This window comes from Bifidobacterium sp. ESL0764 (assembly GCF_029395515.1).
Classification (GTDB): Bacteria; Actinomycetota; Actinomycetes; order Actinomycetales; family Bifidobacteriaceae; genus Bifidobacterium.
In genome coordinates, this window is the sequence record NZ_CP113919.1 from 1,388,249 (window position 1) to 1,411,274 (window position 23,026).

The following is a 23,026-nucleotide window of genomic DNA, read 5'->3' on the forward strand; positions in this document are numbered from 1 at the left end:
TTCCACCCTACGGGAGGGCGATGACCTTATGCAACGTTGGTTATCTGCGGTCATTGATCGTTGTTAATCACGATGGGAGTTTATTTCTGCGCTTCGGTGATCTGGCGCAGCTCCTTCTTCAGGTCGCGGATCTCGTCGCGCAGACGGGCGGCGAGCTCGAACTGGAGCTGCTCGGCGGCCGTGTGCATCTGCTCGCTCATCTGGCGGATGAGGTCGGCGAGGTCCTGCGCGGGCAGGCCGGCGTTGATGATGTCATCGTGGTGCTTCTGCAGATCCGTCTCGTCGAGGCTGGTCAGGGCGATGCGCTTGTTGGACCCGGCACGTTTCTCGTCACGGTAGCCGCCGGCCAGCAGCGTTTCGGTGTCCACATCCTCACGAGCGAGCATGTCGGTGACGTCGCTGATCTTCTTGACCAGCGGCTTCGGGTCGATGCCATGCTCCTTGTTGTAGGCGATCTGCTTCTCGCGGCGACGGTTCGTCTCGCTGATGGCCGTCTCCATGGCGTCGGTGACCTCATCGGCGTACATGATGACGGTTCCGGACACATTACGCGCGGCACGGCCGATGGTCTGGATGAGCGAACGGTGCGAGCGCAGGAAACCTTCCTTGTCGGCGTCCAGGATCGCCACCAACGAGACCTCGGGCAGATCCAGGCCCTCGCGCAGCAGGTTGATGCCGACGATGACGTCGATCTTGCCTTCGCGCAGCTCGCGCAAGAGCTCCACACGGCGAAGCGTGTCGACATCGGAATGCAGGTATTCCACCTTGATGTCGCGCTCCAGCAGGTAGTCGGTGAGGTCCTCGGCCATCTTCTTGGTCAGCGTCGTCACCAGCACGCGCTCGTGCTTGGCGACACGGTCCTTGATCTCGCCGAGCAGATCGTCGATCTGTCCCTTTACCGGACGCACGTCGATCTTCGGGTCAAGCAAGCCGGTCGGCCTGATGACCTGCTCGACCACACCGTCGGAAAGACCGAGTTCGTAGTCGCCGGGGGTGGCGGAAAGATAGACCGTCTGCCCGACCCGATCGAGAAACTCCGGCCATTTCAGCGGTCGATTGTCCATCGCCGAGGGCAGGCGGAATCCGTTCTCCACCAAGGTGCGCTTGCGGCTGGCGTCGCCTTCGTACATACCGCCGATCTGCGGGACGGTGACGTGCGATTCGTCGATGACCAGCAGGAAGTCGTCGGGGAAGAAATCGAGCAGGGTGTGCGGCGGGCTGCCGGGCTTGCGCTGGTCGAAGTGACGGGAATAGTTCTCGATGCCGGAGCAGAAACCGACCTGCTGAATCATCTCAAGGTCGTAGTTGGTGCGCATCTCCAGGCGCTGGGCCTCCAGCTCCTTGCCCTGTTTGCGCAGCTCGGCCGTGCGGTCGACCAATTCCTCCTTGATGGTCTTCAAGGCGTGTTCGGTGCGCTCGGGGCCGGCGATATAGTGCGAGGCCGGGAAGATATGGACCTGCGTCTCGTGGGCGATGACGTCACCGGTCAGCGGGTGCAGCGTGGAGATGCGGTCGATCTCGTCGCCGAAGAACTCGATGCGGATGGCCAGTTCCTCGTAGACCGGGATGATCTCGACGGTGTCGCCGCGCACGCGGAAGGTGCCGCGGGTAAAGGCGATATCATTACGTTTGTATTGCATCGAGACGAACTTGCGTAACAGCGAATCGCGGTTGATCTCCTCCCCTTCGTGCAGGAACAGCATGCGCCCGGCGTATTCCTCGGGCGTGCCCAAGCCGTAGATGCAGGAGACCGTGGCCACCACCACGCAGTCGTCGCGGGTCAGGAGGTTCGCCGTGGCGGCGTGGCGCAGGCGCTCCACGTCGTCGTTGACGTTCGAGTCCTTTTCGATATAGGTATCGGTCTGGGGAATATAGGCCTCAGGCTGGTAATAATCGTAATACGAAACGAAGTAGCTCACCGCGTTGTCGGGCATCAGCTCGCGGAACTCGGCGCACAGCTGCGCGGCCAAGGTCTTGTTGGGTTCCAATATCAGCGTCGGACGTTGCAGCTTCTCGATCAGCCAGGCCGTCGTCGCGGTCTTGCCGGTGCCGGTGGCGCCCATCAGCACCACGTCGTTCTCGCCGTTGTTGATGCGCCGCGCGATCTCGTCGATGGCCTCGGGCTGGTCGCCAGACGGCTGATACGGCGCCTTCACCACAAACGGATGATGCGACCGCTCGATATTGAACCCCATATTTGTCCGTCATTCCTTCCGTTGCCAGACTTACCGACAATCTCGGCCGTGCCTGCGTTATTCCTGACATCAGCCCGCTACAAACCGAACCGTATTTACCATAGAATCATTTTGCCGTCGTTCACCGCCATTGTGCGAACAGCATATCAAGACGCTCGAACATTTGTTCGATTGGTTGTGTCGAGTCAATGACCACGTCGGCGATGGCCTCGCGTTGCCCGCGGCTCGACTGGTGGCGTATCCTGCCTTCGGCCTGTTCTCGGCTCATCCCCCGCGCCTCCATCATCCGTTGGATGCGCACCTCTTCCGGCGCTTCGACCGTAAGGATGTGGTCGAATGAAAACGGTATGGTATCGATGACTTCGGCCAGCAACGGCACGTCGTGGACGATCACGGGACTCAGGGAAGACTGCCCGGAGTTCTCGCGTTCGACTGTGCGTATCCTGTATTTTTCGACAATCTGGCGTTCCAGTTCCTGCGCCCGCTGGTATATCAAAGGATGTTCGATTTCGTCAAGCCTCTGCCTGGCATCAGGGGCAGCCTGCGGAGAAAAGACATGCGCCGCCATCCATCGACGATTCAATGAACCGTCAGGATTCATCGCCTCAGCTCCGAATTCCCTGACAATTCGACGCATTCCAACGCTCCCGGGCTCGACCACCTGACGGGCCAGCTGGTCGTAATCGACAAGGCAGGCGCCGAGTCCCTTCAAATGAGCGGCGACGGTGCTCTTACCCGCCGCGATGCCACCAGTCAACCCGATTCTCATGCATCATCTCCGATACTCATACACATTGGCAAGAAAACAAGAAGGTCGGCACAGACCTCAAGCCTGTGCCGACCAATCTCACGAAATCAACGTGAAATCACCTTTGGCGACTTCACTTCTTTTCCTTGAGGAGCTCCTCACGAAGAGCCGCCAGTTTGTCGGAACCAGCAAGCGTGCCTTCGGACTCGTTCTCCGAAGAATACTTGGTGGATTCTCCGGCGGACTTCTCCTCACGAGCGCCCTGGCCATCTTCAGCCGCGGACTCGGCCGCACCTTCGATTTCCTTGGCGACGAACTCCTTATGCTGCTCCCACAAATCGTGAGCGGCCGCATACTGGTTCTCCCACTCCTCGCGCTGCTTCTCGTAGCCGGCGATCCATTCGTTGGTCTGCGGGTCGAAGCCTTCGGGATACTTGTAGTTGCCGTCCTCGTCGTAATCGGCGGGCATGCCATAGAGCGCCGGATCGAAGTCCTCGCTGGACGGGTCGACGGAGTCGTTGGCCTGCTTCAAGGACAGGGAGATACGACGACGGTCGAGATCGACGTCGATGACCTTGACGAAGATCTCTTCGCCCTGCTTGACGACGGTCTCCGGGTTGTCGACGTGACGGTTGGCGAGCTCGGAGATGTGGACCAGGCCCTCGATGCCGTCTTCGACGGAGACGAACACGCCGAACTGCACGATCTTGGTGACCTTGCCCTTGACGATCTGTCCGGGAACGTGGGTGCGTGCGAAGCGCTGCCACGGATCTTCCTGCGTCGCCTTGAGGGACAGCGAGATACGCTCGCGATCCATATCGACATCGAGCACCTCGACGGTGACCTTGTCGCCGACCTTGACGACCTCGGACGGGTGGTCGATGTGCTTCCAGGAAAGCTCGGAGACGTGGATGAGACCGTCCACCCCGCCCAGATCGACGAACGCGCCGAAGTTGACGATGGAGGAAACGGTGCCTTCACGGATCTGGCCCTTCTTGAGCTGAGCCAGGAAGGTCTCGCGAACCTCGGACTGGGTCTCCTCGAGATACTGGCGACGGGAGAGCACCACGTTGTTGCGGTTCTTGTCGAGCTCGAGAATCTTGGCCTTGATCTTCTGGCCGATGTACGGCGAGAGATCGCGGACGCGACGCATTTCGACGAGCGATGCGGGCAGGAAGCCACGCAGGCCGATGTCGACGATCAGGCCGCCCTTGACAGCTTCGATGACGGTGCCTTCGACAACGCCGTCGTCGTTCTTGATCTTCTCGATATCGCCCCAGGCGCGCTCATACTGGGCACGCTTCTTGGACAGGATCAGACGCCCTTCCTTGTCTTCCTTGGTGACGACAAGGGCTTCGACGGTATCGCCGAGCTCGACGACGTCGTCAGGATGGACGTCCTTCTTGATGGAAAGTTCGCGGGAGGGAATGACGCCCTCGGTCTTGTAGCCGATGTCGAGCAGCACTTCGTCGTGATCGATCTTGACGACCGTGCCGGTGACCAAATCACCATCATCGAAATTCTTGATAGTGGAATCGACTGCCTTGATGAAGTCCTCTTCGGTACCGATATCGTTGATCGCGACCTTGGTGACTTCGTTATTGTTCTCTGCCATTAAACGTGGTTTCTTTGTTATTAGTTGGATGGATAATTACCTATTAAGTTATGTCGGCGACCTTACGGCCACGCAAGTCATAAGATTACTAGTCGGCCTAGTCAAAGCATTCCAAAGAATCCGGGCGTGTCGCCGTCGGCTCAATGAAGCTTGCGCTCGGCCATCTCCACGACGTTCGCCAGGAGCATCGCACGGGTCATCGGCCCTACTCCCCCGGGGTTCGGCGTGTATGCGGAACTCAAGGCGTAACAGGCCTTGTCGATGTCACCGCGCACACGGTAGCGGCCGGCCTGTTCATCGTAAACGCGGGAGACGCCGACGTCGACGAGCACCGCCCCCGGCTTGATATCCTCGGGCCGCACGAATCCGGCGCGGCCGACGGCGGCGATGACGACATCGGACGCACGCATATGCTCGCCGATATCCTTGGTTCCCGTATGGCAAAGGGTCACGGTCGCGTTCACGTCTTTGCTCGTGAGCATCAGGCCGATGGTGCGGCCGACAGTGATGCCGCGGCCGATGACGCAGACATCCTTCCCGTTCAGATCGATGTCGTAATGCTTCAGAAGCGTGATGATGCCACGAGGCGTGCAGGGCTGCGGCGCAGGATTGCCGCCGCCGATATGCGTGACGAGTTCACCCAGATTGACCGGGTGCATGCCATCGGCGTCTTTGGCCGGATCGACATGGGCGATGACCGCGTTGGAATCGACGCCTTCGGGCAGCGGCAACTGCACGATGTACCCGGTGCATTGAGGGTCGGCGTTGAGCCGCTCGACGGCGTCGATGATTTCCTGCTCGCCGGCGGTCTCGGGCAGCTCAACCGCGATGGAGGCGATGCCGACCTCGGCGCAATCCTTGTGTTTGCCCGCCACGTATTTGTGCGAACCGACGTCGTCGCCGACCAGGACGGTGCCCAAGCCCGGCTTCACGCCTTGGGCCTTGAGCCTTTCCACACGCCCGCGCAGATCCTGTTTGATGGCCGCGGCCGCGGCCTTCCCGTCCAATCTGAGAGGAGTCCGTTGCACATCTGCCATGTTGGTTCCTTCATAGAAATACGTATTTCGACATTCCGTCCGGCCGTGTTCAAGCCAGACACCATAGTTATCGATTGTAAAGTGCAGACCGCCCACAAACGCAGGCGTGTCCACTATCGACGCCATACCCTTTGCTTATAACCGCTTATAAGCCAATGATTCAAACCTATTAAAAGACCAACTAAAACAACGAAATCCGCAGGAGCCCTGCAGCGCGACGTTCGGTTCCGTGCTGTCAAAACCAAAAGTTTGGATATACGAGTATGACCGTATTCGTTGTTTGACAACGATTCTCGTTTCCGTATATCGCCTTGTCGTTATACTGAAATGAAAGCTATACAAACCAACGGCTAACGGACATCGACCAGGGGGTCAGTATGAAGCGATTCGGATGGCAGGCCAAGGCTATGGCCTTCGTAGGCTCTCTTTGCCTGGTTTTCGGCCTTGCGGCCTGCGGCGGCGGCAATGACTCCCAGCCGCCAAGCAAGACGAACGACAGCTCCAAGCAGGCAAGCGGACCGATCAAGGTGGTGGCCTCCATCAACCAGTGGGGCTCGCTGGCCAGGCAAATCGGCGGATCGGACGTCAAGGTGACCTCGATCGTCAACACCGTCTCGGTCGATGCCCATGATTTCGAACCGCAGACCGCCGATATGGCGAAACTGCAAGGCGCCGAAATAGTGGTCGTGAACGGCGCGGGATACGACAATTGGGCCAGCAAATCCATCGTCAAGGGCACCACCAGCGTTTCGGCGGCCACAGCGGTCGGGGCAAGCACCGGGGACAACCCGCACCTCTGGTTCTCCAAGGACGCACGCAAGGCGATGGCGACGGAACTCGAGGATGCCTTCGCCAAGGCGCGGCCCGCAAAAGCCAAGCAATTCCAGGCCCGTCTGAAGACCTGGAAGGCGAGTGAGACCAAGCTCGAAGAAACGATGAAGACATTCTCGCGCAAGTACAAGGACGCCACCTACGGCGCCACGGAACCGGTCGCCTATTACCTGATGGACGACCTCGGATTCACCGACAAGACCCCGAAAGGCTATACGCAGGCCGTCGGGAGCGAAGGCGAGCCTGCGCCGAGCGACTTGCAGAAGTTCCAGCATCTGATCTCCGGGCGCGACGTCAACCTGCTCATCAACAACACGCAGGAGGCGAGCAATACCACCAATCTCCTGACCGGAACGGCCGGACGCACCGAAGTGCCCGTCGTCGATGTCAGTGAACAGATGCCGCAATCCGAGACCACGCTTACCGGCTGGATCACGGCGCTGACGAAAAGCATCGACAAGGCCATGGCTGATTTCAAAGCGAGCGTTGCCGGCCATGAGAAGGTGAACACCGGCAACAGCGGCAGCAACAGCAACGACTCCGGGCAGTCCGGCAATGGAACGGATTCCAGCCAGCAGACGCCTGCGGCCCCGGGCACGAGCAACGGTTCGGTACCTTCGAATGCAGGACAGACCGACCCCGGCAAGTAATCCCGCTTTCGCCAAACGAACAATTCACTGCTATTTGAGAATGATTTTCAATTTCAATTATACTATATTATATATCAATCCGTAAGCAGTGTTTCATTCGATCGCCAGCGAAAGAACAAGAAGATGAACGCAGAGACGAAACCCGAAAGCCTTCAGGAAGCCGGAACCGCAGACGACAAACCGGCGCTGGTCTTCCGCGACGCCGGCATCAAACGCGGCGAAAGAATCATCTGGCAACACGGCAATTTCTCGATTCCCTCAGGTTCCATCACCGCCATCGTCGGGACGAACGGCGCCGGCAAAACCACGATGATGAAGGCGGAACTCGGTCTTCTGCCGCTGTTCAACGGCAGTCTGACCGTACTTGGCGGGCCGGCGGGAACGACCAACCACCTGATCGGCTACGTGCCGCAAAACTATGCCGGCGACATCGAGTCGAACCTCACCGCCGAGCAATCCGTGCTGCTCGGGCTCACCGGAACGCGTTTCGGCATCCACCCCGTCACACGGGCGCAACGGGCACGGGCGCGCGAGGCCATGTCCTTCACCGGCGTGGACGATAAACGTCATTACCGGCTTTCCGAGCTGTCGGGAGGCCTGCGGCAACGCGTCGCCATCGCACAGGCTCTGGTGAGCGGTCCGAAACTGCTGATGCTCGATGAGCCGCTGGCCAATCTCGATCTTGCCGCCCAACGCGAGACGGTACATGTGCTGGCTCGCCTCAACCATGAAATGAGCATGACCATTCAGGTGGTGGCTCATGACCTCAACATGCTGCTGCCGATTCTCGACAGCGCGGTCTATCTGCTGGACGGGCACCCGCATTACGCACGGATGAACGAGGTGCTGGACGCCGATCTGCTGACCCATCTCTACGGCACGAAAGTGCAAGTGGTCACCACCCCTCAGGGAGATATGTTCGTCACTCCGGACCCGGATGAACCGGAGGACATCACACCGGATATCCACAATCCTGACGAAGTCGCCGGGTTCCACCGTCATCACGCCGAAAACCGCGAGCAGGAGGCGGAGCTATGAGCCACATTCAATTCGGATTCAATCGTGAATGGCTGGAAACGCTTTCGATGCCGTTCATGCACAACGCCTTCATCGCAGGCCTGTGCATCGCGCTGGCCGCAGGCGTGATGGGCTATTTCACCATCGCCCGTCACTCGACCTTCGCCGCGCATGCCTTGGCGCATATCGGGCTGCCCGGAGCCACGGGGGCCGTCTTGCTCGGTCTGCCGGTCTCGCTTGGCCTCGGCGTCTTCGCACTTGGCGGGGCGCTGACCATCGGGGCGCTGGGCAAGAAGGCCTCGCAGCGCGAGATCGCGACCGGCACCGTGCTCGCTTTCGCCACCGGTCTGGGCCTGTTCTTTTCCCGTATGTCGAGTTCGGCCGCGCAGCAGATGCAGGCGATATTGTTCGGTTCGATCCTGACCATCACGGGCGATCAGGTCTTGGGCTTCGCGATGTTCGACGTGCTGCTGCTCGCGGTGATGGCCGTGGTCTATCGCCCGCTGCTGTTCAGCTCCCTGGACGAGCAGGTCGCCCAGGCCAAGGGAGTGCCGATAGGCGTGATGAACGTGCTGTTCATGGCCATCATGGCCGGCGTCATCACCATCGCGGTGCCCGCGGTAGGCACGCTGCTCATTTTCGCGCTGGTGGTGACCCCCGCCGCCACGGCGAACATCCTCACCAGTACGCCGTTGCGTTCGATGGTGCTTTCCAGCCTGCTGTGCCTGATCTCAATCTGGGGCGGATTGGTGGTCTCGGCCATGATGCCCACTCCCCCGAGCTTCGTCATCGTCACCATTTCCACGCTGTTCTGGCTGCTCGCCAAAGGCGTGGAGGCGTTGCGCCGCCGCTGAGGCCGACGTGGCCGGACAACCGAGCTACCGGACCACCACAACGTTGGACCGCCGGATCGCCGGGAAACGATATTTATACATACCTATACCATTGAGGGCCATCTCCTGATATCGAGATGACCCTCAACGTTACGTCAAAAACCGAATCAACGGTTGCAGCGGCCCAGCTTGAAGCCGGAAGAACCGCTACTTCTTTTTCTTGGAACCCTTGGCGTCCTTGTTTTCGGCCTCGACCCTGGCCAGCGTCTTGTTCGCCGGCTCCTCAGGCGCCTGGGAATGGTGCTTGGCATCTTCGGGCGTGGGCTCGGCATATCCCAGATTGACGTCGAGCAGGTGCTGCGCCTCATCCTCGTCGATATGCTCGGAAAGCGCGATCTCCGAGGTGAGGATGTTGCGGGCGCGGGTCAGCATGCGCTTCTCGCCTGCGGAAAGCCCGTGCTCGTCGACGTCGCGCTGAGCCAGATCGCGTACGACCTCGGCGATTTTGTTGACCTCGCCGGTGGCGATCTTCTCGACGTTGAGCTTATAGCGCCGTGACCAGTTCATCTTCTCGTTGTCGACGATCGGGGTACGCAGGATCTCGAAGACCTTCGCGACCTCCTTGCCGTCGACGATATTGCGGATGCCCACCTTCTTGGCGTTCTCAACCGGCACCTCGATGACCAGACCATCGCTGGAAAGCACTGAAAGCTGTAGATAATCGCGCGTAACGCCCTTTACCGTACGCTTCTCGAAGTTTGTCACCTTCGCCGCGCCGTGACGCGGATAAACGACGACATCCCCAACCTTGTAATCCATGGAACCTCCGAAAACCCTTAAACGCAATGTGTCTAAGTTTTTCACGCGCTGCGGACGTTTATCCTTGCTGCGAACCGATAGAAACTGCTAAAACCGATGAAAACCACAGTTGAAAGCCAATTGGGTGCGCCGGAACCTATAATAGGTTATTTGTAGCAATGTTTTTGAAAGCGGAGGACACATGCTCAACACTTCGGCACATCAGAAGACACCGCGCACCATCTTGGTGGTCGAGGACGAGCCTGATCTCGCCACGGCGATCGCCCAGCGCATCACTGCCAACGGATGGACCGCACGCGTGGCAGGAGACGGGGCGAGCGCCGTACGCGCCGCCAGCCAGATCAAGCCGGACCTGGTGATCATGGATATCATGCTGCCCGTCATGGATGGCATCGAAGCCACCAAACGCATCATCGCCGAACGCCCGGTGCCGGTGCTTATGCTCACCGCCCGCGATTCAGAGGCCGACAAGGTCATGGGACTTTCCGCCGGTGCCGATGACTACATGACCAAGCCGTTCTCCCCGCGCGAACTCATCGCCCGTTGCGAAGCCCTGTTGCGCCGTGTCGAGCGTGCCACCCTCATCGCCAAGAACAACGAGAACGAGAAGGTGCTCGACTTCGGCACGCTGATCATCGACCCGCGCCAGCGCATCGTCACCCAAAACGGCAAGCAGGTGCATCTCACCCCTACGGAATTCGACCTTCTGGCCACGCTGGCCCGCAAACCCAAGTCCGTCTTCAAGCGCGAGAAGCTGCTGGAAGAGGTGTGGGACTGGCCCGATGCCTCCGGCACCCGCACCGTCGACTCGCACGTCAAGGCTTTGCGCCACAAGCTCGGCAGCGATCTGATCCGCACCGCCCACGGCGTCGGCTATGCGTTCGAGCCGCCGGAAGACGGCACCGTCTCAACACCTGCCGCGCAGTGACCATAAACAATCGACAGCCCTACGGGGCTGCTTTTTGTATACCCTCCAATTCCGAAAGAGCACAGTGACCACAACGATGAACAACCATACCCATCAGCCCGGCAAGAAAATATTGGACAACGAGCGTCCGATAGGATTCTTCTCATCACTGAAAATGGAGCTGAGCATCATCATCGTCGTCGCCACCGCCATCGCGTTCGTCATGGCGTGGTTCCTGCTGAAAGTGGGGCTGAGCGGTTGGATCGCCATGCCGCTCACCCTCGTGGTGGCACTTGGCATCACCTACTTCTTCTCGCGCGGACTCACCTCCCCCTTGCGCCAGATGCGCGATGCCGCAAGGGCAATGAGCGAAGGCGATTATACGGTGCGCGTGCACGTCAGCGACCAAAGCAACGACGAGGTGGGGCAGCTCGCCCGTTCGTTCAACGAGATGGCCGAGGAACTGCAGCACGCCGACCAGATGCGGCGTGACATGATCGCCAACGTCTCCCATGAATTGCGCACTCCCGTCTCGGCCCTGCAGGCGATGCTTGAGAACCTCGCCGACGGCGTGGTGGACCCCACCCCGGCCAACCTCGAAGGCATTTTGAACCAGACCCACCGGCTTTCCGATCTCATCGCCTTCCTGCTTGACCTCTCGCGCATGGAGGCCGGAGCGGCGAGCCTCAACATCGAGCAGTTCAACTTCGCCGACTTCATCGAAGAGACGCTGGAACCGCTGGAAATCGCCGATGCCGGCCACGCCCACGACGTCGATGTGCACGTGCCGGATTCCATCGAGATCGAAGGCGACCAGGACAGGCTGCGCCAGCTTTTCACCAATATCATCTCCAACGCCTTCAAACATTCGCCAGACAACACCACGGTGCTCGTCGAGGCCCACGAAGACAAGATCCACGGCACGGTGATCACCAACGTCGTCAATTTCGGCTCGCAGATTCCACCGGAAGCGCGTGCGGACATCTTCCGCCGCTTCGTCAAGGGCAAGTCGGGCCCGGGCACCGAATCCGGCGGCACCGGCCTCGGACTCTCCATCGCCCGTTGGGCGGCACAGCTGCACGGCGGCAACGTCAAGGTCGTCGACGACAACCGCGGCACCGATTTCGAGATCACCCTGCCGAAATTCCATATCGCCGCCGACGAACCAACAGGGAAAACAACGCTCTGACGGTCTCGGCAGGTTATCCGTTTAGGGCCCGTCCTGTATTGGTCCCATTTTTCCGGTATCCTCTCACGCGTTCTCACATAATCGAACATATGTTCTATTTTATTGTCTCGACCTTTTGACACAATAATATTCGAACAAACGTTCGATTATTGGGAGGCGTGCGATCATGACCACGACATCATGCAGATTGACATGCGGCGACCCTGGGCAGGATTGCAGGGTCACCCGAGTTTTTCGTTCGACGCTTGCGCCGACACCCATCCCCATCGCCCTCGAAGCGGTGCACGCAGGGTTTCCGTCGGTCGCGCAGGATTATTTTGCAGGTGATTTCAGCTTCGACGAACACATCATCCGCAACCCTGACACCACCTACATCATCACCGTCGCCGGTGACTCCATGGAGGGCGCCGGCATCTGGGATGGCGACCTTCTGGTGGTCGATCGCTCGCTTGAACCGCAGGTCGATGACGTGGTGGTGGCCGTGCTTGACGGCGAACTGACCGTCAAACGCCTTCTTATGCGCGGATCGACGCCAATCTTGCATCCCGAGAACCCTCGTTACCCTGATTTCTCGCCCCAAAACGCCGAGGAACTGGTGATATGGGGTGTGGTCACCGGCAATTTCCACATCCAAAGCCGTTCCAGCCGGTTCGGCTCTGCCCTGCCGGGCATCACCCGTCCCGGCATGTCCAATGCATCCGCATACCATTCCGGTGCCACCGAGAAGGCGAACGGAACCACCGGGCTCGCTTCGCGCAGCCCGGGTTGGTCGGGCGGCGCCACCATCTACCCCTTCCCCCAACGCGGCAACTAGCAGAACGTATGAGCGAGTCATTTCAAGTGCTGGCTGACGCCAACAGCTTCTTCGCCTCCTGCGAGCGCGTTTTCGATCCGCGACTGGCCGACAAACCCGTCGTCGTGCTCTCCAACAACGACGGATGCGTGGTGGCCCGCAGCGCGGAGGCGAAACGGCTGGGCGTCAAGGAGGGAACGCCGTGGTTCAGCATCCGCGAAGAGGCACAACAGGCAGGCGTGGTCACGCGCAGCTCGAACTACGAGTTGTACGCCAGCCTGTCGGCACGGATGATGTCGGTGATGAGCAGGTTCATGCCAGGTCAGGAAATCTATTCCATCGACGAATGCTTCCTCTCTCCTTCAACCGACGCCTCGCAGACCATGCAAATCTCCAGGTCCATGCGCAAAGCCGTATTACAAGGAGTCGGCATACCGGTGAGCGTCGGCATCGCTCCGACCAAAACATTGGCCAAGGTCGCCAACCATTGGGCCAAACAGCATCCGGAAAGCGGCGGTGTGAGCCTGTGGCGCGACATCGAAGCACAATACGGCGATGCGGCTCTCGCTTCCATACCGGTCAGCGATGTATGGGGCGTGGGCAGGCGACTCACACGCAAGCTGCAGGCCATGGGCATCGTCACCGCGCTCGATCTGCAGCGCCAAGACCCGGTATCCATCAGGCACCGCTTCTCGATTCTCCTGGAACGCACCGTGTTGGAGTTGAACGGTATTCCCTGCATCGTCGGCGACGCCAGCGCCAACGACGGCAAACGCAAGTCCGAGATACTGTGTTCGCGCATGTTTTCGAAACCCGTCACCGACATGGCTCAACTGAATCAGGCCCTGAGCGTCTACGCGCAGAAGGCGTGCCGCAGGCTGCGCCGCCAATCAAGCCTGTGCTCTTGTGTTGCCGCATTCTGCGCCACCAGCCCGTTCGGGCCTGAAAACAGCTATCAGTCCTTTCATGCGACAACCACCTTGCGCGACCCCAGCGACGACCCGCTGGTCATCTCCAAGGCCGCATGCGAGGCCATGCGTGGCAGAGCCGACCCGCATGCCCGCTATATCAGGGCCGGGGTGCTGTTGCTCGGCCTGCAGGACGCCAAAGACTTCACCACCTTGCATGGATTTGAAGCCAGGCGCGACGACCACAATCTGGGAGGTGTAATCGATGAGGCCAACAGAAAATTCGGCACAGCCCGGGTCGGCATCGGCTATGGCGGTATCCGCGGAAAAGGACGCTGCGATGAAGACACCGGGGCTTCATGGACCATGAGGCGTGAAATGCTCTCCCCGCGAGCCACCACACGCTGGGATGAGATGGCCATAGCCCATGCCAATTAGCGAATGCAATCAGCAGATACGGCAGTTGTCATACATTGATAGGATTCATCGAATTATCCGCACAGTCGGCTGATAGAAGACGATATGGCCGACGAATCTCGTCATTGCGAGCGGTTCGGCGTACAGGCCAGCGCAAGCCCGATGACTCTCCTGGCCCCCGCCGCCGTCAACGCCGACATGCACTGGCCCATGGTGGCGCCTGTCGTGACGATATCGTCGACAACCACGAACAACGAATCATCACCGCTCAAATCTTGGGCAACATGCACATGCCCGTCGATTCTTCGCGAACGCGACGCGGCCCCTGCCGCCTGCACCGATTTGCCATGCACGCCTTCAAGCTTCAACACCGGTTTCGTGACAGCGCAAAGCCCGTCGACGTTCAGGCTTCGCGACATCAACCTGGTAAGCGGCAACGTCTGCCATCGTCCACGCCGATGCATCGAAGAAGGCGACGAAGGTGCCGGAACCAACGCAAGGGCACAGCCATGGGCGCAAGCCCCTTGCCGTCGCAGCACCTTTGCCGTCAAATCAGCCATCAATACAGCGAAGATACGGTCGCATTCCTCGTCGCCGTGGTCTTTCCAGTTGAGAATCGCATGTCGAACGGCTCCCTGATACCAAGAGCACCCATAGCAGTATCCGACTTTCCCCGGCAATTGCCTCGAATAGGCATGCCGGAAAAGGGCGGCGCACGAAGGACAAAGCACCTCATCAGGCGCATCGCATCCGGCACAGCCCCTCGGCAGGAGCAGATCACGGATGGCGATGCACCAGGCGCTGAACGCATCATGAATTCTTAAGTCGGCGGTTTTCATACCCCAAAGCTATCCGATTTTCCCGTGAGACCGAGGAAAAACAGATCACTGTGGTCGAATGCTCCAGGTTATCCACATCCCGGGCGTGTCGCGGTATTCAAGCCGCTTGTCGGAAAAGCACCAAACGCAACGAATCGAAACCGACGATAAGAACAAAAGACGTAGAGACGGATATGCCGCCCGGAGACAAGGAGAATCAGGACACAGACAAGGCCGCGATAAGACGGTTGCAGACCTGAATCGTATCCCCGGGGCCGGAGACGAGGATCGGCTTCGTGCCGATGATGGCAGCAGGATAGTCGTTGCCGTCCGGATCCATGCGGTCGCCAATGAAAACAACCTGATCGACCGAGCAGCCCACAATGCAGCAAAGCCTACGCACGGCATAGGCCTTGTCGACCCCACGGGCCGAGACATCGATGCTGGTCGAACCCCCAGAGCGCACCACCAGGTTGGGCAGATCGACGCCAACCGCCTTGGCAAGACGGTTTTTCTTGCTGTTGTCCGGATCCCAACGCTCCTTGGCGTCTACCGGCGCCTCCTGTCCCAATGCGGAAAACGTGATCTGACTGCCTCGGTCCTCGATACGCGGCCCCCAGGTATGTTCCAACCAGATTCCCTGTTCGCGTGCGTGCCGTTCGATGGACGCGATGGCGCTTTTGCGGTCGGCGGTATCCAGGTCATTGGAATAGAGGCATCGCCATCGCCCCTGACGCCAACGGAAATAGCGTGTGCCGCTGGTTGGCATCACATGGATGCGCGTGCGGTCGGCATCTGGTTCGAGCACATCGAGCACTTGGCTTTTCGCCAATTCAAAGCGGCCGCCGGTGATGAGGGCCACATCGATGAGGCGTGTCAGAGTCGAGAAACGTGAGGCCATGTCGTGATGCATGGGTTTTTTCGAACGGGCCAGGGTGTTGTCCAGGTCAAAGGCAATCACCTTTGTACCCTTCACAAGCGCGGAAAGATCGTGATCCCGCCACATTTCTATCGCCGCATTCGCGTCTGCCGCCATCAATCGCTCCGTTCTTTGACATCGACTGCCCAATATACCCAATATCCCTTTATGCTACGACTACCAATGCCTATGCCGCACCATAGAATGAAACCATGTTGCGACCACCTTGGCAGACCCACGTCTATCGGAACCGGCACGGACGCGGTACAAGAACCCCGATGTTCGGTGTACGCCTGCCTCGCTACCGCTCCCGTTGCGGCATGTTCGACGATATGGTCTCCTCCCAGATACGGCGGCTGCTCGCAGCGTGGCCGGAGCTTGTGCGCCCGGTGCAATTCGCCGTCGAGGACGTGCCGCCTTCCACTCCTGCGCCTTGGGAGCCCAGGCGCAACCCGACCTCGCAGAATTTCGCGGCGAACCACGGCATCCCCGCACGCATCGTGCTCTACCGCATGCCCATGCAGATGCACCATCCCGACAAAACCGAACTCGAATGGGCGATACGTGACGCCTTGGTCTCCAGACTTGCCGACCTCTACGGCCGTAGACCCGAGGAAATCGACCCCGACTGGACCGGTACCGAGTTATAGCACCCGGCTGATATGCCGTCGATTTCGGCATATTCAAGGTTTACGTCTGGTATGCCGACTTCCACGCCATTCAGCCATGCCTGCAGTTAGCACGCAACGTCAAGCACATAGTGAAGCAGGCCACACACCCTATTTCAGTGCACGATCCCGGCATTGTCGGTGCTCCATACCTTCATATTGCGCGGCTCAAGGCCCGACGCACCAAGATAGGCGACCGAAGCGAGCTTGGCATTCGTGACATCGGACTGGGTAAGCCTCATGCCCATCGATACGTTTTTGCCGTTCTTCAACCGAAACATCACTGCATGGTCGCCGACGTCCTTGGCAACGATGCTGGTCCCGGCCTTGGATGGAAGCGTGACCTGCTTGCTCCCTGCGGGTTTGCCGGAAGCATCATACCCTTGCAAAGTGGCTTTGGTCTCGCGCTCCGCGCTATTGAGCAGCATCAGCGTCCCATCGGTATGGTCGGGAAGCACGACCGCCGACTGAGCATAGGCCAACGAAGGTGTGACATAGGCGAAATCGGTACCCGAATCGGCATTTTGGGTCACTTTGGCCGCTACGTTGACAGGGGCGGCAGCATTTGCCTCAAGCCCAATCACGCCTTCGGGCGCCTTGCCCAGATCGATCGGAACGACTTTGCCGGCTTCAAGACGCTGCGTCTTTGCCGACGACGCTCCTTTGGCGTCAACCCAGGAAAGGTTCAGATCCGTATCCTGCTCGGTACGGGCGTATACCGTCACCTGGTCACCGTCGACGATTCCGGGCAGATATGCCTTCTTGGAAGCGGCGTCCAAAGGCACTGCATAATCAGAGCCTTTGGCGTTGAGCCCTTCAAGCTCCACGCTGCGTACAACCGCCGCGATCGGCGTCTCCTTGCTTTTGACTTTCACGAAAAGAGCCTCGGCGCCGGATGCCGCCGCGGATAGTTCCAGGGTGGCCTCGCCATTGGCACCGATATTGACGACGTTGCCGGTGGAAAGCCGCAACGGGGAACCGTGTTTGGTGCTCCATACCTGAACCTGCAACGAGGTGGCTTTCGACGAGAAATTGGCTACGGACAATTGCTGCGTGACACCGGTGGTGGTGGGTCCAAGCAGGAAATCCTGTTCGAGTGCGGGAACGACGCAGGTTGAAGCAGCCAGGCCTTTCAGATCGCCCTCGCTGGCCCACGAAGCCACGGATGCCGCTGCACCCGTACCGGATTTCGCTTTCAACAGACGCGTTTCGAAAGCCTGTGACCCCTGATCGGCAGAACCGGAATAGGTCTTGACCGTAGCGCTGTCGAGCGTGTCGCCTCCGGTCAGTTTCTTGTTATCGGCAACACTGCCATTGGTGACCGCGCCGACACTCGCTTCATAGACGGAGCCGAAAGCGGCGTATCTGGCCGACGAAGCGACGTTGCCTTCCGTGGCTTGGAAGGCGCTGTCACCATATTTTCCATTGTCTGAAAGCGCCATACGGGACGGACAATAATAGGTCAGATCCGTCTGGTCGACTTGTTGCGCCCCAGTGGCGTTGTCTGCTCTGCCGGAGTCGACGAGCCACGCAGGCAAAGGCACCAGCACCACCGCTACCATCAAAGCCACCAGTACCGCCACGGTGATCACCGCCAACACGAAACGAGAAGCCGACCGCGAGCGCGAATCGTTCACACTCGCCGACTCCGAATCGGCCATCGAGCCCTGCACCTGCCGGATATCCTCACTGCTGCCGGGATAATCGGGTCCGTTGGAAACCCCGGAAGCCGTTGGAGGGGCGGGAACGTTTGGTCCGAGAGAGGGAAGCGCAGAACCAGGGTTGTCGTCGTCCATGTCATTATTCATGATGTTCTCCGTATTCTTCATGCCTGTTCCCGTCCGTATCCGCGCGTTCTGGGAATCGCCACCAGCACATAGACGGCCATGACCAGTCCCAAGCACCATAGCCAGGTTTTCCGCCAGGCGCTGTGTTGTGCGGCATTTTGCCCCTTGATCGGCACACCTTGTTTCTTTTCGTCCACCTTGGTCAGTCTATAGTAGGTTCCTTGCGTTGCGTTCACCACGGATTGGACCCCGTCGCTGGAATTGATGTTGCTGATCAGACGCAACGTGGCGTCACGATCGGAGGTGGATTTATCAGCGGAGACATAGATACCGCCGAATCCGAGCTTGGCTAGGGTTTCAATGGCATCATCGTTGCCGTTGGAAAGCAGTTCGCTGCTGGCCTTTGCAATCTGATCTGCCGACAAATCGCCGGCACCGGAGGCCACGCTGGCCTTCCATGCCGGTGAAACGTCAACGAGATCGCCACGCCGCGAGCGCATCACAGAAAAATCGATGTGGTTGCCGGTGACGGCCTGAAGTGCCAGTACGCGATGGTTTTCCTTGTTCTGCAGATAGTCCACAGCCACCATCGGCAATCCGGCGTCGCTCGCCTCGACTTCATTGCCACGAGACATCATGCCGAACGCTGCGGCCGAACAAGCGGAAAGCGCCAGTACCAGGACAAGCAGGGCACGACCGAATTTGATGGCTATGCCCTTGACTTTGTCTTTGACACCGTTGGATTCAGCGTTCGTTCTATCCTGCTCGCTTTCCGAAATCCTCAAAGGCACGAAACGCTTGACGGCACCGCCGGAGACGATGCAGGCGCAGGAAAGCAATGCCAAAAGGGCCAGCACCACGCCCGGAAGCACAGACGCGGCGAAGGCGTCACCGCCCTTGAGTGACACACAGATTCTCGAGGCCGCCATGGCCAGTACGAGGCCGGTGAGCGCAACGAACCACATCATCCGCGAGGCACGAAGAGCGAACGGCAGCAGTAACGCGGCCAGAGCCACCACCACGATGACGCACAACGCCGCCAGAATCGCCAAGGTCTCGAAGCCGCGCTGGCTGTTGAACAGCTGCACGCGCATATCAACCCCGAACGGAAGGGCAAAGGCACGGGAGATGATCTGTCCTGCGGAGAGGGACGCCGGAGCGGAATCCGGCACAGGCTGTAGGACATCGGCGAAAAGCTGCCGCCATGCCCCGACGCGTGCATAGTGGACGCTGTTGACCAGCGTAGGCAGCAAAAGCACCAATCCAGGCACCGGGATGAGCAGCAGCATCAGCCGATGCGAACGCACAAGGATCAGGAAGAACACAAGGCAGACGATCAGCGGGAATATCAGTTGCGGTTCGCAGGCGACCGTGACCGCGAAACACAACGCCGCGCAACCCGCAGCCTGCACGGACGCATGCGAGTGCACCAAATCTTCGGTGCCATACATGCCGACGGCCCTGAACGTGAACGCAAAAGCCGCCGGGAGGAACACCATCACCATCAACAACGCAATATTCGCGCTCCCGAACGCGCCCAAGGCGAAAGCCAAGGCCACCCACAGCAGGCCGACGACCACCCGCACCCAGTCGGAACGGGTGAATACACCCGCCAATGCCCAGAAAGCAAGCGCCATGGCAGGGGCCGCAAGGAAGAACATCAACGATATGGCGATGACGGGATGTCCGATCGTAACGACCGAGGCCACAAGCCAGACCATCAGCCATGGAGCAGGGGGCGCAGGCACACCGACGCCGACACCGAAGGCCCACGGGGTGCTTGCGGCGCAAAGCAATGTCGAGAAACCTGCCCCACTGGAAAGCCACGACGGCGAATACAGGCTGGCGCCGCCCAATGACTGGCGGAATACGTTCCATTCGAAGACGATGACCGTCACCAGAGCCACGACGGCCATAAGAGCCGCAAAGCCGAAACGCCGTATCGCACGCATACGCAAATGGCTTTTCGCAAGAGGGGAAAGAAGCTCGATGTGCTGTTGGCTGTCGAGGGCACGGCTGCGTTTACGCCATTCCCCGATCTGCTTGCGATCGGCGCAGAGCAGGTCCGAGGCGGGCGCCCCGGCCCCATGACGCATGCTTTGCTGTCGCCGGGCATGGATCATCTGCGGCAACTGGCCGAGCATACGCCACGGCAGGCAGAGTATGCACCAGGCACGCCACGGGCTTTTGGCAAGAAGGGCGCCTATGGCATGCCACAGGGCACGCAGCAGGTTGAGCACCCACACCAGCGGCCAGAACAACGTGCGGATATCGGTGTAATAGTATTTCTGGGCGGCATCAAGTGTGGCAGATGTCGCATCCGCCGGATTCTCCTCGTCGATAGGCGCGCCGTCCCGCGTCCGGACGCCTTCGAAACGTGCGCGACGGTGGGCGATATGGGCCTGCGGCACGACGATGACCCGGCCCCCGGACTCACAGATACGACGTGAGAAATCGGCGCCCTCGGCGAACGTCGTAAACCACGGATTGATCTCCCCGACGTCTTTTTTGGTCTGCAACGGCAACAGGGCACCTGCCAAAGAGACCGCGAACACATCGGCACGCCCGTCATATTGTTCCTGATCGGGTTCACCGTCGACCACGAGGCTTTCCAGACGATGTTTGCCCGCGTAACTGCCGACGTTATGAAGCGCAGAACCGGACCAATCGAGCTGTTTGGCACCGATCAGCGAAACCGTGGGCGTGTTGTGCCAAGCCTCGACCAAAGCCTCCAGGCAACCGGCACCCACAGGCCTGGAATCGTCGTGCAGAAGCCAAAGCGCACGGACGGAAGCGGGGAGACTGGCGTAGAGGAAGGCCTTGGCGACTGCATCAGCGAAGGAACGCGCCCCGGCGGCTCGCACCAACTGGACATCGACACGCTCGGGTGGATCGGCAGCAAGCTGCGCCGCCCCGCCTCCGGGTTCGGGCAGGGCAGAGACGGTGAAGCCCGTACGCATCGGCTGTGCGGTGCCACCCGTGCAATCGGCGACGACAATGGTGCGTGGCAGGACCTTCTGGGCCATCAACGCACGCAGGGTAGCGGGGAAAAACCGTACATCATGTTCGACCGTGACAATCGCGGCGACGCTTCGATCGACGCTCTGCCCCTTGACTCGGGGTCTGGAGCCGATGACCTCGGCCACAATTCGCTGTATATCGACACTGCCGTTGGAACTCATGCTCACCAGTGTAGACGATGGCCTCTCTACCGTGCCGGCAGCAATCGAAGTGAAAAAAATCACGGTTATATCGGACATTATGTATCATGAGTACCCATGCGTAATGCGTCTATGGCAACGGATTTTCAGGAAAAATTCAACCTCTAGGCATACAATGCCCTCTAGGAATAACGAATGGCAGTCCCGTGATGGCTTTGAGACTTCGGCTGGCGGGTAAACAGAAAGGCGAGGTATGGCTTCACACCGTATCAAAGACCTCAAGATACCCAACCTCGCAGGCTGGCGCTCCCCCAAGCCCATGCACGGTACCGCCTATATCGTTCGCCACCGGCTACGCAGCGCCATCATCATGACGTTGGTGGCCATCGTCGTATGCGTATCCACCGCGGTAGGTGTGGCCGCATTCACGTTGGCGCATGCCCCTGTAGCGGTCAAGCCCATCATCCAACCACATGGCAAAGAAGAGAAACTCGTCGATCCGAATGCCGGCAAGCCCATCGAATTCCTGGTGTTGGGTCAGGACACACGCGCGGGCGGAGACAACGCCGCACTCGGCGGCAGCGACGACGAAGGCGAGCACAACGCCGACACCACCATGGTCGTGCAGATCAGCGCCGACCGCTCCTATATCAATCTGGTCTCCATCCCCCGCGATTCCATGGTCGACGCACCGAGTTGCCAGACCAGCAAAGGCATCATTCCCGCACAACACAATGTGATGTTCAATTCCATCTTTGCCTCGGGCTGGAACCAAGGCGGCGACCTCGCCAGCGCCGCGAGCTGCACGATGAATGCCGTCAACGCGTTGACCGGACTGAAGCTCGAGCACTTCATCGTGGTCGATTTCCAAGGCCTGCAAGGCATGATCAACGCCATCGGCGGGGTCAATGTCTGCCTGCCGACCGACACGAAGGACGATTACACGGGACTTGACCTCAAGCGCGGCCTGCAGCACCTCGACGGCACGCAGGCCACCGAATACGCCCGTATGCGCCACGGGACCGGCACCGACGGCAGCGACATCATGCGTACCGCACGCCAGCAGTATCTGGTCAAGGAGATACTCACCGAGGCGTTGTCGAAGAACCTGCTGACCAACAGCGCGCAGCTCTATCGCCTGGCCAATGAAGCGTTGAAATCGTTGAGCATCTCAAGCGGCCTTTCCAGCGTCACCACGCTGGCCGGACTCGCCCTGAGCCTGCACAGCATCAAACCCGATCATCTCTATGCACGCACCATTTCGGTCGTCCCGGCGCCCACCGATCCAAACAACCGTGTGGTCTGGTCCGATGACGCCGATGCGACATGGGCCAAACTGCGCGAATACAAGCCGCTGACCCAACAGGACACAGGCACGGGCGCTCAGAACCAGAGCCCGAGCCAAGGCCAAGGCACGACGGGTCAAAACCAAGGCCAGGATGCCAATGGCACCCAAACCCAGCAGGGCACTCCCGATCCGAAGACCGGACTCATTACCGCCTCCGACGGCAGACTCATCGACCCCGTCACCGGAGGAACCGTGGACCCGGAAAACGGCATGATCCATGATCCCGTCACCGGCCAGTACATGGGGGTGGCCAACCAGTACCTCAACGCGACCGTATGTGCGGTTCCTGCGCAGAAGTAGGCAAACCCTCCCCTCTTCGCATCCTCCCGCGAGTAAAAGTAGTAACTGCTCTAAGCTTTCGGGAGG

General features: G+C 59.7%; 18 protein-coding genes. 9 read left to right on the forward strand and 9 right to left on the reverse strand.

Annotated elements, in window-relative coordinates; translation table 11 throughout:
- Positions 1 to 80: 80 nt before the first annotated feature.
- The 4 genes from uvrB to OZX71_RS05270 all read right to left on the reverse strand — a co-directional run bounded on the left by uvrB (position 81) and on the right by OZX71_RS05270 (position 5,595).
- Positions 81 to 2,195, reverse strand: coding sequence for an excinuclease ABC subunit UvrB (gene uvrB, locus OZX71_RS05255; protein WP_277159594.1), 2,115 nt, complete (start codon positions 2,193 to 2,195; stop codon positions 81 to 83).
- Between the two features lie 121 nt (positions 2,196 to 2,316).
- On the reverse strand, positions 2,317 to 2,964 hold the full coding sequence (gene coaE / locus OZX71_RS05260; RefSeq protein WP_277159595.1) for a dephospho-CoA kinase: 648 nt from the start codon (positions 2,962 to 2,964) through the stop codon (positions 2,317 to 2,319).
- 112 nt (positions 2,965 to 3,076) lie between these two features.
- Entirely contained in the window at positions 3,077 to 4,558 is a 1,482-nt protein-coding gene (rpsA, locus tag OZX71_RS05265) for a 30S ribosomal protein S1 (protein WP_277146588.1), read from the reverse strand.
- 140 nt (positions 4,559 to 4,698) lie between these two features.
- On the reverse strand, positions 4,699 to 5,595 hold the full coding sequence (locus tag OZX71_RS05270) for a bifunctional methylenetetrahydrofolate dehydrogenase/methenyltetrahydrofolate cyclohydrolase (RefSeq protein WP_277159596.1): 897 nt from the start codon (positions 5,593 to 5,595) through the stop codon (positions 4,699 to 4,701).
- Between the two features lie 407 nt (positions 5,596 to 6,002).
- Here OZX71_RS05270 and OZX71_RS05275 point away from each other — a divergent pair, with 407 nt between their 5' ends.
- The 3 genes from OZX71_RS05275 to OZX71_RS05285 all read left to right on the forward strand — a co-directional run bounded on the left by OZX71_RS05275 (position 6,003) and on the right by OZX71_RS05285 (position 8,947).
- Complete coding sequence (locus OZX71_RS05275; RefSeq protein ID WP_277147342.1) at positions 6,003 to 7,076, forward strand: zinc ABC transporter substrate-binding protein; 1,074 nt, start codon at positions 6,003 to 6,005, stop codon at positions 7,074 to 7,076.
- A 123-nt stretch (positions 7,077 to 7,199) separates the two neighbouring features.
- Positions 7,200 to 8,114 (forward strand): ATP-binding cassette domain-containing protein, encoded by a 915-nt coding sequence (locus OZX71_RS05280; protein ID WP_277159597.1) that lies wholly within the window; start codon positions 7,200 to 7,202, stop codon positions 8,112 to 8,114.
- Positions 8,111 to 8,947: a metal ABC transporter permease gene (locus tag OZX71_RS05285; protein ID WP_277146585.1), complete on the forward strand. Its 837-nt coding sequence runs from the start codon at positions 8,111 to 8,113 to the stop codon at positions 8,945 to 8,947. The genes OZX71_RS05280 and OZX71_RS05285 overlap by 4 nt, the downstream gene beginning before the upstream one ends.
- A 186-nt stretch (positions 8,948 to 9,133) precedes the next feature.
- Here the strand turns inward: OZX71_RS05285 and OZX71_RS05290 are convergent, their stop codons facing one another.
- Positions 9,134 to 9,745 (reverse strand): CarD family transcriptional regulator, encoded by a 612-nt coding sequence (locus tag OZX71_RS05290; RefSeq protein WP_277146584.1) that lies wholly within the window; start codon positions 9,743 to 9,745, stop codon positions 9,134 to 9,136.
- A gap of 181 nt (positions 9,746 to 9,926) precedes the next feature.
- Between OZX71_RS05290 and OZX71_RS05295 the strand changes: the two genes are divergently transcribed.
- The 4 genes from OZX71_RS05295 to OZX71_RS05310 all read left to right on the forward strand — a co-directional run bounded on the left by OZX71_RS05295 (position 9,927) and on the right by OZX71_RS05310 (position 13,980).
- Positions 9,927 to 10,673 carry a response regulator transcription factor gene (locus OZX71_RS05295; protein WP_277146583.1) on the forward strand — a complete coding sequence of 249 codons (747 nt, stop codon included), beginning with the start codon at positions 9,927 to 9,929 and terminating at the stop codon, positions 10,671 to 10,673.
- Positions 10,674 to 10,749: 76 nt separating this feature from the next.
- Positions 10,750 to 11,841 (forward strand): HAMP domain-containing sensor histidine kinase, encoded by a 1,092-nt coding sequence (locus tag OZX71_RS05300; RefSeq protein WP_277147340.1) that lies wholly within the window; start codon positions 10,750 to 10,752, stop codon positions 11,839 to 11,841.
- A 166-nt stretch (positions 11,842 to 12,007) separates the two neighbouring features.
- Positions 12,008 to 12,655, forward strand: coding sequence for a translesion error-prone DNA polymerase V autoproteolytic subunit (umuD, locus tag OZX71_RS05305; protein WP_277146582.1), 648 nt, complete (start codon positions 12,008 to 12,010; stop codon positions 12,653 to 12,655).
- A gap of 8 nt (positions 12,656 to 12,663) precedes the next feature.
- Complete coding sequence (locus OZX71_RS05310; RefSeq protein WP_277159598.1) at positions 12,664 to 13,980, forward strand: Y-family DNA polymerase; 1,317 nt, start codon at positions 12,664 to 12,666, stop codon at positions 13,978 to 13,980.
- A gap of 101 nt (positions 13,981 to 14,081) precedes the next feature.
- Here the strand turns inward: OZX71_RS05310 and OZX71_RS05315 are convergent, their stop codons facing one another.
- Both OZX71_RS05315 and OZX71_RS05320 read right to left on the reverse strand, forming a co-directional pair.
- Positions 14,082 to 14,798, reverse strand: a complete 717-nt coding sequence (locus OZX71_RS05315) for a phosphoribosyltransferase family protein (protein ID WP_277146580.1) — start codon at positions 14,796 to 14,798, stop codon at positions 14,082 to 14,084.
- A 196-nt stretch (positions 14,799 to 14,994) separates the two neighbouring features.
- A complete protein-coding gene (locus OZX71_RS05320) occupies positions 14,995 to 15,783 on the reverse strand; it encodes an HAD-IIB family hydrolase (RefSeq protein ID WP_277160663.1) in 789 nt (262 codons plus the stop codon).
- Between the two features lie 125 nt (positions 15,784 to 15,908).
- Between OZX71_RS05320 and OZX71_RS05325 the strand changes: the two genes are divergently transcribed.
- Positions 15,909 to 16,346 (forward strand): metallopeptidase family protein, encoded by a 438-nt coding sequence (locus OZX71_RS05325; RefSeq protein ID WP_277146579.1) that lies wholly within the window; start codon positions 15,909 to 15,911, stop codon positions 16,344 to 16,346.
- Between the two features lie 134 nt (positions 16,347 to 16,480).
- Here OZX71_RS05325 and OZX71_RS05330 read toward each other — a convergent pair whose 3' ends face one another.
- Together OZX71_RS05330 and OZX71_RS05335 are read right to left on the reverse strand one after the other, a co-directional pair.
- Positions 16,481 to 18,193: a DUF5719 family protein gene (locus OZX71_RS05330; protein WP_277159599.1), complete on the reverse strand. Its 1,713-nt coding sequence runs from the start codon at positions 18,191 to 18,193 to the stop codon at positions 16,481 to 16,483.
- Complete coding sequence (locus OZX71_RS05335) at positions 18,190 to 21,333, reverse strand: glycosyltransferase family 2 protein (RefSeq protein WP_277159600.1); 3,144 nt, start codon at positions 21,331 to 21,333, stop codon at positions 18,190 to 18,192. The genes OZX71_RS05330 and OZX71_RS05335 overlap by 4 nt, the downstream gene beginning before the upstream one ends.
- Positions 21,334 to 21,565: 232 nt before the next feature.
- Here OZX71_RS05335 and OZX71_RS05340 point away from each other — a divergent pair, with 232 nt between their 5' ends.
- A complete protein-coding gene (locus tag OZX71_RS05340; protein ID WP_277159601.1) occupies positions 21,566 to 22,960 on the forward strand; it encodes an LCP family protein in 1,395 nt (464 codons plus the stop codon).
- Positions 22,961 to 23,026 lie beyond the last annotated feature (66 nt).